General features: G+C 56.2%; 7 protein-coding genes. 2 read left to right on the top strand and 5 right to left on the bottom strand.

Annotated features, from left to right (window positions below; translation table 11 throughout):
• Positions 1–85: 85 nt before the first annotated feature.
• Positions 86–1,948 carry a bifunctional glutathionylspermidine amidase/synthase gene (gss, locus tag IPZ49_RS11570; protein ID WP_063146816.1) on the top strand — a complete coding sequence of 621 codons (1,863 nt, stop codon included), beginning with the start codon at positions 86–88 and terminating at the stop codon, positions 1,946–1,948.
• A 52-nt stretch (positions 1,949–2,000) separates the two neighbouring features.
• Here gss and pgaD read toward each other — a convergent pair whose 3' ends face one another.
• Genes pgaD through pgaA form a run of 4 tightly spaced genes read right to left on the bottom strand, consistent with a single transcriptional unit; the run spans position 2,001 to position 8,140 of the window.
• Complete coding sequence (pgaD, locus tag IPZ49_RS11565) at positions 2,001–2,435, bottom strand: poly-beta-1,6-N-acetyl-D-glucosamine biosynthesis protein PgaD (protein ID WP_063146817.1); 435 nt, start codon at positions 2,433–2,435, stop codon at positions 2,001–2,003.
• Positions 2,432–3,763, bottom strand: a complete 1,332-nt coding sequence (gene pgaC, locus IPZ49_RS11560; protein WP_063146818.1) for a poly-beta-1,6-N-acetyl-D-glucosamine synthase — start codon at positions 3,761–3,763, stop codon at positions 2,432–2,434. The genes pgaD and pgaC overlap by 4 nt, the downstream gene beginning before the upstream one ends.
• Positions 3,756–5,693: a poly-beta-1,6-N-acetyl-D-glucosamine N-deacetylase PgaB gene (gene pgaB, locus IPZ49_RS11555; RefSeq protein WP_063146819.1), complete on the bottom strand. Its 1,938-nt coding sequence runs from the start codon at positions 5,691–5,693 to the stop codon at positions 3,756–3,758. The genes pgaC and pgaB overlap by 8 nt, the downstream gene beginning before the upstream one ends.
• An 8-nt stretch (positions 5,694–5,701) precedes the next feature.
• A complete protein-coding gene (gene pgaA, locus IPZ49_RS11550) occupies positions 5,702–8,140 on the bottom strand; it encodes a poly-beta-1,6 N-acetyl-D-glucosamine export porin PgaA (protein ID WP_063146820.1) in 2,439 nt (812 codons plus the stop codon).
• 668 nt (positions 8,141–8,808) lie between these two features.
• Between pgaA and IPZ49_RS11545 the strand changes: the two genes are divergently transcribed.
• On the top strand, positions 8,809–9,336 hold the full coding sequence (locus IPZ49_RS11545; RefSeq protein WP_045308383.1) for a LuxR C-terminal-related transcriptional regulator: 528 nt from the start codon (positions 8,809–8,811) through the stop codon (positions 9,334–9,336).
• A gap of 61 nt (positions 9,337–9,397) precedes the next feature.
• Here the strand turns inward: IPZ49_RS11545 and IPZ49_RS11540 are convergent, their stop codons facing one another.
• Positions 9,398–12,430, bottom strand: a complete 3,033-nt coding sequence (locus tag IPZ49_RS11540) for an autotransporter domain-containing protein (RefSeq protein ID WP_063146821.1) — start codon at positions 12,428–12,430, stop codon at positions 9,398–9,400.
• Positions 12,431–12,502 lie beyond the last annotated feature (72 nt).

Raw genomic sequence — 12,502 nt, 5'->3', positions numbered from 1 at the left:
ACGCCACCTCTGTCAGTTAATTACAACGTGCAGACGACGACAACCCCACAAAAAAATTGCCGCCTGCCTGTTTTAGGTTGGACACATGCGTAAAGGAACGTTAAGCAGTGACGCACCCTTCGGGACGTTATTAGGTTATGCGCCGGGTGGCGTGGCGATTTACTCTTCAAATTACGGCAGTCTCGATCCGCGTCACTACCCGGAAGACGCGGAATTCCGCAGCTATATCGGCAACGAATACATGGGCCATAAATGGCAGTGCGTTGAGTTTGCGCGCCGTTTCCTGTTTCTCAACCACGGGTTTGTCTTTACCGACGTCGGGATGGCGTGGGAGATCTTCTCCCTGCGTTTTTTACGCCAGGTGGTGAATGACAACATCCTGCCGCTACAGGCCTTTGCTAATGGCTCAAAACGCGCGCCGCAGGCCGGTGCGCTGCTCATCTGGCAAAAGGGCGGTGAGTTTCAAGAGACCGGACACGTGGCCGTCATCACCCAGTTGCTGGACGACAAAGTGCGCATTGCCGAGCAGAACGTTATTCACTCTCCGCTGCCGATGGGGCAGCAGTGGACGCGCGAGCTGCGTCTGAGCGTTGAGAACGGTTGCTATACGCTTCATGATTCGTTCAGCGATACCGAGATCCTTGGCTGGATGATCCAGACGGAGGAGACGGAACACAGTATTCCTCAGCCGGAGATCGACGGTGAGCTGCTGAAAATCAGCGGCGCGCGGTTGAAGAACAACCGTCAGTTCGACGGAAAATGGCTCAATGAAAACGACGCCCTGCAACAGGCGTACGTTCGCGCGAACGGCCACGTTATTAACAACGATCCCTGCCAGTACTTCACCATTACCGAAAGTGCCGAGCAGGAGCTGATCAAAGCCACCAACGAACTGCACCTGATGTACCTTCATGCCACCGACAAGGTGCTGAAAGACGACAGCTTACTCGCGCTTTTCGACATCCCGAAAATTCTCTGGCCGCGTCTGCGCCTCTCGTGGCAGTGGCGTCGTCACCATATGATCACCGGTCGTATGGATTTCTGCATGGATGAGCGCGGCATTAAGGTTTACGAGTACAACGCGGACTCCGCCTCCTGCCATACCGAGGGCGGGCTGATTCTTGAAGAGTGGGTGAAAAACGGCTATCGCGGCACCGGCCACAATCCGGCGGAAGGCTTGCTGGAGGAGCTGACCGGCGCCTGGAAGCACAGCCACGCGCGGCCGTTCGTCCATATCATGCAGGACAACGATATCGAAGAGGATTACCACGCGCTCTTTATTCAGCGCTCGCTGATCCAGGCCGGGTTTGAAACCAAAATCCTGCATGGACTGGGCGCGCTGAGCTGGGATGCCGCCGGGCAACTGATTGATGATGAAGGCCGTCACGTCAACTGCGTATGGAAAACCTGGGCGTGGGAAACGGCGATCGAGCAGATCCGCGAGGTGAGCGAAACCGAGTACGCCGCCGTGCCCATCCGTACCGGTCACCCGCAAGGTGAAGTGCGCCTGATTGACGTCCTGCTGCGCCCGGAAGTGCTGGTCTTTGAACCGCTGTGGACGGTGATCCCAGGTAACAAGGCGATCCTGCCGGTGCTGTGGCAGCTGTTCCCGAACCACCGTTACCTGCTGGATACCGATTTTGAGGTGAATGCGCTGCTGAAACGGACAGGCTATGCCGTTAAACCGATAGCCGGACGCTGCGGGAGCAATATCGATCTGATCGGCGCCCAGGATCAACTGCTGGACCAGTCCAGCGGCAAGTTTGTTGACCGCAAAAATATCTACCAGCAGCTATGGTGCCTGCCAAAGGTTGACGGCAGATACATACAGGTCTGCACCTTTACCGTGGGCGGAAACTATGGCGGAACCTGTCTGCGTGGGGATGACTCGCTGGTGGTGAAGAAAGAGAGCGATATTGAACCGCTGATTGTGGTGAAGGATAAATAACGTCTCCCTGTTATAAAAAAGCCCCCGCAGGGTATGCTGCGGGGGCTTTTTATTACTCTTCTTCCTCTTCCTGCTGCTCGCTGATCTTCAGATCAATTATGCGGCCGATCTGGTCATGATAGACCGTCAGCAGGTTGTACTGGCTCATCTCGGACATAATTTGCGGCGTGAGGTTAAAACTTTGGGCAAGCTCGTCATGGCGCAACATTTGCGGATGACGCCGCCTCACATGCGCGCGGCGGCGATTGTACTGATACCACAGGATCAGCAGCCAGCCGTTGAACGCGGCAATCAGCAGATAGACCAGTACTGTATTAAAAGAGGCGATAATCACGCTCCAGCGGTGATCGCTCTCCTCGGTTAACTGCATCCACAACCTGGCATACAGGAAAAACAGGAATCCTCCCCAGGCTATCAGCGTTAATGTGGCATCGAAAAGACGCGGTGCCAGCCGATGTTCAGTCAAAATTAACGTATTCTCGTTCATTGAATGCTCCCTTTTCCCCGGTCCGGACTGATCCAGCGCGCGCGGGCGCGTTTACGTTTAAGCATGACTTTCGGAAATGCCACGAGGGTGGTAAACAGGCCAATCATCCAGTACACCATCGGGAACCAAATCACCCAGAACAGCGAGCCTGCCACTTTCCGCTCGTAGCGCCGCTCGATATACAAACTGACGAGGAATTGCAGCAGGCACATCACCCCCAGCAGCAGCCCGGTAAACGCCGGGGGAAACAGACTCGCAACGGCCAGGTTCGCGGGAAGAGGGATAATATGGCTAAGAATGAACAACACCACGGTCGCTCCATAGGCAAACGCCCACAGCGTTGACAGCGCGTACTCGAGAAACAGGGGCCACATCCGATGATGCTCCCAGCGGGCCATTTTGCGCAGGTTAACCAGAAACACCTCTGCACCGCCCTGAGCCCAGCGCAGACGCTGTTTCCACAGCCCCTTGAGCGTCTCCGGCATCAGGATCCAGCACAGCGCCCGCGGCTCGAAAAAAATATCCCAGTGGCGCAGCTGAAGCTTCCAGCTTATGTCAATGTCCTCTGTGATCATATCCGGGCTCCAGTACCCGACATCCGCCAGCGCCTGTCGGCGAAAGGCGGCGATGACGCCGGAGACCGTAAAGACCCGGCCATAGATCCGCTGCGTTCGCTTGATAAGACCAATAATGGAAGAAAACTCGCCCACCTGAATACGACCAATCAGCGTTGAGCGCGTGCGAATACGCGGATTTCCGGTGACGGCCCCAACGTGGGGATACTTAATCAGCGGTGCCACCAGATACGCGGCCGTATCGCGATCGAGCAGGGCGTCGCCGTCAATGCAGACCAGCAGATCGCCCCGGGCCGCCGCCGCACCAGCCTTGAGCGCCACGGCTTTCCCCTGATTCTCCGCGAGATTAATCACCCGCAGGCGCGGCTGCTCCTGCGCCAGTTGATGCAGCACCTGCGCGGTATTGTCCGAAGAGCCGTCGTTGATGGCGATAACCTCAACATTCCAGTACCGCTGACCCAGCGCGGCGCTAATGGTCTCCCGTGCGTTGCGTTCCTCATTAAAGCAGGGAATAAGAATCGAGATTAACGGTTCACCGGCTAAGGCGGGCGCGGGTGTTGCGTTATCCCACGACCAGTGCCGTTCAAGCTGAAACCAGAAATAGAGGCCGCCGGTTACCCAGAGCACGGACATAAACAGCGGCCAGAAAAAGACAAAGTCCAGAATCAGTTCGCCGGTAAATAGCGCGGCTACGCCTAACGGCAACCCGAATACCAGACACAAAATAGAGAAGGCGATAATGCGATCAGTCATTGTCAGGATACCAGTACGAAGAAAATTCAGGCCTGATACGCGAAATATCAGGTTGGTTGTTGAGGAAGTCGTCGGGGTAATAACCGTAATTTTTGATGCCGTTCAGCTGGAGCACCTGCATCCACTCCACCAGACGTTCATCGGCTACGGCACGCTGCGGTTTCTGCGCCCAGTCCCTGGCCTGTAGCTCAAAAATCGTTTTATTCAGCGCGCCGGGGCGTGCGGCGACGGCGTTGACTAAACGCGTCAGCCAGGCATTGCTCTCTTCTGCCGGGACGGACTCCATCAGTGGCATTGCCATCGGCACCGTCCAGTCGTAGGCCGACAGAAAATCATCCAGATTTTGCGCAAACCACGCTTCGCTTTCGGGCTGCAGAATGGGGAGGGCGAAAATATTGCGGGCGGTCTTGATCTGCGGGCCACGGATGTCCTTCACCGTCTGGCTCAGGGCCTGGGTAAACCCGATAAGCTGCTGGCTTTTCTGGCGCGTCGTCTCCTGCCCGGCATCGTCAACGTCCGTCAGCACCGCGTCGTCATGGAACAAGATCCCGTTGAAGCTGGCATAGCGGGCCAGATCTTCATAGATCTCCGTCACCTGTTGGCGAACCTGTGGACTCCAGGGGGAGAGCCGGATGTAGGGCTCGGCGGCCACGGTCAACTCTCCCGTTTGACGATCCCGGCGCTGCACGCGCGGCAGGGCTGGACTGAGATCGAAAGAGAGGACCGGCATCCACGCAAAGACTTTCACTCCCGCGCGGGTTTGTAGCTGCCAGGCGACAAAATTAAAAAGATCGGCCCGGACCGGAAGACGACGGTTGGGGAAATAGAGCGCGCCGATCCTGCCGTCGCCCCGCGGATCCGAAAACGCCTGGAGAAACACATGGCTGATTTTCATGTCGTAGACCCGCTGGACGAGTTTGTTGATGTTTTTCGTCTGCTGGGCCGGATCGGGATCGTAGACATAATCGAGATCAACATGCATGACGCGCACCGGGTCAAACTCCTGAACGCGGCTAACCGTGTTGGCAAAGGTTTTTATCGACGGATTTCCGGCAATCAGCAGGCGCGGGATGTTGCCGAGGTCGCGCACGTTTGCCAGCCCGTCCTCCAGGGTAAAGGCCAGCTGATAGCCCTGTTTCTGGGCGATAGCGAGCGATGTACCGTTGGCAGCCCCATAGGGCCACACCCAGGCACGCGGCGCTTTTCCCGTCACCTGGGTGATTTTTTCGGTGACTTTCCGTACGTCTGCGGCGATCCGCTGGTTGAAGTGTTCATCGGTTTCGTAATGCCCCGTCGCGTTATCGAAAAAACGGTTGGCGATAGCGGGTTCACGGCTTCCCTGCGGGTTGGCCGGGATGCCGTAATGCGAGGCCCAGGTATGCGAGCCAATTTCAACCAGCGGGGAGCGGCTTAACTCGCGCACCATGTCCCATGTCGCGAACCGATCGCGGGGCGTCATCAGACCGCCGAAGTTAACTTTTTGATTTGCCGGCGTATCCACCCAGCTGCCCACCGGCGCCCACAGCGCAGGAACGTTCCAGGCCTGAAGCAGGGGCCAAACGCGGGTGTAAAAACTGCTGTAGCCGTCGTCGAAGCTGAGCAAAACGGCTTTCGGCGGCAGCGCTTTTTTTCCTTCATGCGCATCCACAATGTCCTGCACGCTGATGGCGTGATAGCCGTTGTGCAAAAGCCAGCTTATCTGCTCGTTTAACGCGCTGGTGCGAACGGAGAGGTAGCGCTGATCGGCAGCATCATCTTCGACGTCGTGGTAGGCCAGGACCAGAAACTGATTCTCCGGCCAGGGTTTGCTGGCCTCCAGCTGCGGCCTCTTTTCAGGAGCCATAAAGGAGAGCGGCTGCGCGCAGAGACTCGCGCTGAGGCAGAGCCAGCCGATGACGATCAGGCTTACAGAAAAACGTGTATTCAGCATATTCATCCTTAAAAGCGTAAAGTCGCATCTAACGTGACGGAGAGATTGCTCTCGCGTTTGCCGTCGTAAGGGCGTTTATCCCAGTTCAGCATCACGCCAGTATCGACAACGTTGTTCCACTGAATGCGTTGCCCGTAACCCAGCAGGGTAATGGCGCCAGGCGACTGATTTTTCTGCCAGTAGCTGCCGCCGCCTGCCACGAACAGCTGGCTCCAGAGGGTTTCGTAGTGGCGGTACATCTCATGGTCAACGGACAGGGCTGCCGTCACGGACAGATCCCGTGCCGGGTTGTAATAGAGCGTATTCCGCAGGCTGTTATTACTGGCGGCGATCCCCGGTTCGAGATCCAGCGTCAGGGTCGGGGTCTGCCAGAGACGCTCTTTCCCAGAGAGGGTGTATTCCTGACGGCGGTTGTGGTCTGAGAAGCGGCTGACGGCGGCGTTGAACTGGTATTCACGTCGCTCGTTTTGATACCAGCGCACCCCACCTTCACCCCGGTTGGCGCTGATCCCATTGCGTAATGCCCGTAAGGGTGTCGCGCGTGATAAGCGCTCGAGGCTACCGCTGACCTGCCAGTTATCACTCAGGCTGTAGGTTGTTGAGAGCCGTGCACCCGGCCTGTTTGTGCCGTGATAGCGGTTGCTGGAGAGCTCGGCTTCGAGCGTGAGGTCACGTGGGCGCCACTCAACGCCGCCCAACAGGTGGCGGCTGATGCCTTTACCTTCGTCGAAATTCCCCTGTGCATAGCGGGCGCCAGCAAATAGCCGCCAGTTATCCGCCACGGGTGGGCCATAGAGCGTGGCGTCCCAGCTCATGTCGTGGCTACCGCTGACGGGGTTATCTGAGTGCAATCCTTTACCCGCGTTCAGACGCAGCTCTGACATATGGTGGACCGCTCTGAGCCTGTCCAGGCGGCGGGCGCTGCGATCGGCGGGGGCGCGAGCAATTACGTCATCAGCCAGTAAATCCATCTGGCGCCACTCCTGAAGGTCCATTGCGACGTAAGCCTGCTGTTTTTCAAGCTCCAGATTCGTGGGTTCGAGCGCCTCTGCTCGTTTAAGCTTTTGCTCGGCCGCGCGCGGCAGGCCCCTGGCCTGAAGCAGGGCGGCATAATCAATCTGTAATCCCTGATTTCCCGGCGCCGTTGACGCCAGACGATACGACAGCTTTTCGGCTTCCGACAGGGCGTTGGTCGCCAGCAAATAGTTAAGTTTGAGTGACTGACCGGTGAGCCACCTATCGTTCGGCTGAGCGGTCGGGGATCCGAAATCGTAGCGGGTCCAGGGAACGCTGCGGGTCTCGCGCTCAACGTAGCGGCGGGCGGTTTGATACTGACCCGTATCCAGCCAGGCGTAGAAAAGCGCATGCACCTCATCCTGCGGATCGGAGGCGTAGTGTGGATAGCGTTGCACAAGCGAGAAGGCGGCGACGGCATTTTTCTCCTGCAAATATGCAGAGATCACCCAGCCGATGGCCCAGTCCGGCACCGGATGCTGGGCGGCCGTCAGCGACTCGTATTCGCTAATGACCTGCCGGTAATCACCCTTCGCATACAGGGCGCCAAGCCGATCGATACGGGCAAGGATGACGTCTTCAGCCGCCTGCGGTTCGTTTTGCCAGCGGGAAAGCAGGGCGTGATAGCGATCTAATGCGTTTTGTGCCAGCCGCAGGCGCTCTTTCTCCGTTCTGCCAGGCACATCCGCCAGGCGTACCCTTTCAGCCGCGGCGTTACGCTCAAGGCGGCGGCGCTCCGCGGGAGACATCGCCGCGCTTTGCGACAGCCAGAGTGCGGGCGTGCTTCCCCGGTTATCCGTTAACGCATCGATCGTCTCGCGAAGAAGGGCGTTATTCCCTGGTGCGGCGTTTAGCGCGCGCATGTCCGCCAGCAGCCGGTCCGCGTTTTTTCCCTGGCGCATCCAGACATAGGAGAGCGTCTCAAGGTGCGCGGGAGAAGGATCGTCCTTAACCAACTGCCGGGCTTTCGAAAGCGCGAGGCGATCTCTGCGGGCATCGGCCAGGGTCTTAATATAGCCGATGCGGTAATCGTCGTTATCCGGCGCAAGGCTGAGCGCCTCTTTCCACAGCGATAAGGCGGATGGCCAGGCTTTTTGGTTTCTTCTGGACTGGGCGACAGCAGCGATGGCGCGAGCGGGCAGCGGCATATAAATACCATAACGCTGCCAGACTCGAATAACCTCATCATCGCGTCCTGCCCAGGAGGCTACCTGTAACCAGTCCGCAACCTGTCCAGTTGTTAAAGCATGCTGTTGCTCATAGCGCTGTAGGTAATCAAGAAACAGAGCGTAATTACCGTTACGTGCCTGTTGTATCTGATGCTCATAAACGGATTCATCAGCCTGAACCAGAACAGGAAAGAGTAAAAGCAGGAACAATAATATTGTGGTGCGATAAAAGAATAACGTAGTGAAGCTAAGCGATCTTTCCATATCTATTTGCCATTTGTTTATCGTGAATCCATTGCATAACACGGCCGCCTTTTAACTCTGCGTTAAAGGGCATAAAGGAGAACATTAAATCTGAATGATGCTACGTTATGGGGTACTTACTTAAAGGTAATTATGCGCCCTCATCTCAGTGGTCTGATTGGGCTTAATGTACACCCGATGTGTTGGGGGATAAATAAGTTGAAAAGCGGCTGGGAGGTTTTGAGATAATTCTGGAAGAAGTAAGTTTTTTAGATAATTCAGTGCAGGATTGTTCTTTTTAACTGATTGATATTAAATGCTTTTTCTTTTGCTGTTTGCAGTTTTTTTATATTTGAAATGAAGTTCTGCTGAGTTAATTAAAGTACTTTCTGGCGCATGTTTGGGAAGTTTCATGACAAAAATTCTTAATGTTCAGAGAAGTGACTTTTCTGAAATTCTTTTTTATTTATAATTAACGACAGGCATTGAGTGATAGTCTACAAAAAGTCTAGCTCACCAATGTCATATTGAGGGATGATCAAAGCCAGAAAACATTTGCCGTTAATGTAAAGCGCTATAAACGAAAGCGTCCTTGTTTCTTAAGAGGCGGGCTTGCTTTAATCTAAAAGGGATGATTAGTGGCGACTTCAATAGTGTTAGTGACTCAGGATTGTTTCCTTGTCAGGGGGATGCGGCTATTTTTCCCGGATATAATTTGCCTCTGTTCGATAGACAGAAACATATTTGATACCGACGCAAATGAATATACTGTACTGATTGATAGCCGTACGCCGCTCCGTTTATATGATTACCTGATACGCCATCCGGCCAGAACGAGAAAAACCATCTGCTGCGTTATGCTGGATATGCGCCCTCGAGAGGAGGATCTGCACAGTATGAAGCTGTTTATGAACACGTCGCTTACGCCTCCGGATATGGCGTCGTTATTCAATCTGGTGCTTGATATGAAAGGCTGGCGTCTGACAACCAAATGGCTGCTTAACTTACGGCTGAGTAGACATGAAGCGATAATGCTCCGGTTGCTGAAGGCAGGGAGGTCAATGGAAGAGATTGCAGATAAGCTGAATATGTCGGTTAAAAGCCTCTATCGCAAGCGAACGGCGCTATCGGAGCGGTTAGGGGCAGGGAACTTCAACGAGGCGTGTTTGTTTATCTTTAAAAACAAACTGCTGGACGCGGCTGGGAACGATCCCTAGCTTCGTCAGAAGCCAAAAGCACAAACCCGCCACGAGGGCGGGTTCTTTTAATGGAAATAATTCAGAACGACCAGCGCAGATTGGCGTTAACAGAGTTGACGCGGGTATCCGCACCATATTGTCCCTGATAACCCACATCCAGCGTCGCAGCACGCGACAGCTGTACGCTCACGCCGATATCACCCACCATTACGTCCTCATCCACGGCTTGCCCCTGAGTAATGAACGCGTCGCTGCCCGCAAACGCCATGCGCGAAGAGGTATTTTTATCGCCATAAGCGTGCTGCCATCCCAGCGAACCGTAGAGGTTAACGTTCTTCGGCAGCTCGGTCACACCGCGCACCCCGAGTGTGGAATAGAAGGTGTTCATCGTTTCGTTACGGACGCTCAGCGCAGCGGCACCGCCGTCTTCCCTGAAGCTGTCGGTATGCAGCCGGATGTACGATAAATTGACGAACGGCTCAATATTCCTGTCTGGCTGGCCGAAACGGTAGCCCGCTTCGGTAAACGCCAGCAGCGAGTTAGCGTCGTAATCTGACTTCAGCCGATCCGAGAAGCCGCTGAAATCAACATTGCGCTCGCCCTCGATCTTGTGCCAGGTGTAACCCAGCGCGCCGCGAAGGGAGAACGCATCCTGTTGACCCGCCGCATACAGGCCAAGGTGATAGTTGTCGGTATCCGTTGAGGAGCGACGGCTGTCGACGTCGTAATCACCCCGGCTGTAGCCGAAGTAGCCGCCGACACGCACGTTATGATCCGCCAGCTTGCGATCTGCCCCCAGCAGGAAGCCGGTGGTGTTGCCGTCCAGCTTGCCCACGTTTCCGTCGCCGCTGTTTCGGCTCCAGGAGCTGAAGGTCTGGCCCCAGACGCCATTGTTTTGCGGCTCCGGCTGCTGCACCAGCGACATGGCTAACGGTGGGATCGGCAGGCTGTCGTTATCAAACGCGCGCTGCATACGCTGGTTTAACACGTTAAACACCTGCGTGCTGCCAGCGATCAGGTTGGACTGCATTGATGGATAAACTTCGCCAGACAGCTGGTTGAACGCCTCGCGCGCTTCCGGCGCGCTCAGCACCAGCAGCGAGTTATACAGCGCCAGCGACGGGCCGCTTTGCGTCAGCGTGGAGAGCGCGCCAGCGGTATTCCACTGGTTGCTGCTTTGGGCCACGGTCTGGAAAATGCCCGGCTTGCCGCTGCCCGGGTTTTCTCCACCCGGGTTCTCACCACCCGGGTTTTCGCCGCCCGGGTTCTCGCCTCCGGGATTTTCACCGCCCGGGTTCTCGCCTCCGGGATTCTCACCGCCCGGGTTCTCGCCCCCAGGATTTTCGCCTCCGGTCTCTTTCTGCGCGATGGTCAGATCGACGGCGTTGGTGCTTTGCTCAAGCGCCACGTCCAGGAAGGCGGATTTGGAAATCGCTCCTGCGAACTCACCGTCAATTCCCCCGTCGGAGGTCAAAATGCGGTAGCTTTGGCCCGTTTTATAGCTGGTTTGCGGATCCAGCGCGGTGACCTGTACCTTAGCCCGATCGCTGATGGTGGTTTTGCCCGATACCAGTAGCTGGTCGCTGCTGCCATCGCCCGCGATATCCACGTCATAGAAGGATTCGCCGATAAAGTTCAGATAGCGTTTCAGCGTCAACGTACCGATATTGCCGTCGCCAGGCGAGATATGCCCGCCAGACAGGATCTCGGTCTGGCCCAGCGTGCCGTTGCCGCCCAGCGTGCCGCCGGACTTGATTGACGCGGCGCTGCTGTAACCGACCCCGTCGCTGACGTCTGAACCCGCCGTCGCGTTGAGGATCAGCGTACCGCCGTTCTCGGCGCTAAGCGTCTGAACATCAAAAATATCGTCTTCTGGCTGGGTATTAATATTGCTGGCAATGATAACTTTACCGCCCCGCGCGGTTACGTTCGCCTTGAGTGCGGAAAGATCGCCGTTCAGCGTCGTTTGCCCGGAGGTGTTGATCACATCACCTTCACCGCTCATCGTGTTGCTGAAGATGTAATTTCCGTCGGTATGGTTGAAGTAGACATAGCTGCCGAACAGTCCGCCACGCAGGCTGATTGCCGTCTTCGCATCGAGGGTACCTGCGCCGCCCGCCGTGCCAGGCGTTGGCTCAGTTAAACCCGTGCCGGTGTCCATATTGCCGCGGCTGCCGATGATGAGCGCACCCCGGTTCGAGCCGGAACCCGATGTCCCCACGATCAGCGCATTGCTGCCAGCGGAAAATGAACCGCCGTCAATCACAGACAGCACGCCATTGCCGTAATCGCCCACGCTCACGCTGCTGCCGCTGGTAAAGCGCGAGTCCTTGCCCGCAATAACCAATTCGGCGGTTTTCCCTGCGCCGGAGACGCCCGCCACCTGCACGCCGCCAACGTTAACCGCTCCGCCGTTCAGTACGTCCAGGTCGCCATAAAGCGTCAACGTACGGCCAACGTTCCACTGTGAGCCACTCCCCGTGACGGTGGCTTTCGGGCTCAGCGTGTCGGTTTCACCCGGTCCGGTACCATTCCCGATGCGCGCATCGTAGGCGGTATTGAGCGCCGCGCCGTCCTCAATTGCCAGCGTGGAGCGTGCGCCCAGATCGGTGCCTACGCTCAGAAAATTACTGGTCACGCGAGAGCCGGCACCCGTGGCGATAAGGTGGCTGTCGTAGCCCCGGGTGGTGCCGACAACGATCTCCTTTGCGCTCGCCAGCGCGCCCTCTTCGACTCGCAGGGTGCCGAGGCCAAGATTCAGGTCGCCGCGCAGGACGTACCGATCGTTCACCGCGTTAAGCTCAGCGTCTGGCCCACGGACCGTGACAACGCTTTCATAAATTTTGCCGTCGAACAACCGACCGATATTGATGTTATAGGCGGTGATTTTGCCATTATCGATCAGCAGGTTTCCGCGTTGATTACGTCCAACATAAACATCTCCGGTGTAACCCAGCGTTTCGGTAATACGCGAGTCGCCATCAAAAAAGGCATCGGCTGCACGCGCGATATCGGCAGGTAAAAACAGTAACAGCGGCGCGGAAAATAGAGCGAGGTAAAGTCTGGAAAGCGGCGTCTTAACCGCTAAAGCATGCGATGTAGAGTTATTCACGGGCTATCTCCGTACTCATTAGCGTGATGTCTGGAAAATCGTTTTTATGAAAACTCAGATACGTCAGAAAAT

The organism is Enterobacter cloacae complex sp. S2 (assembly GCF_015159675.1).
In the GTDB taxonomy this organism is placed as follows: Bacteria; Pseudomonadota; Gammaproteobacteria; order Enterobacterales; family Enterobacteriaceae; genus Enterobacter; species Enterobacter intestinihominis.
The sequence above is the reverse complement of the archived record's forward strand: the minus strand, read 5'-3'. Positions and strand labels throughout refer to the sequence as shown.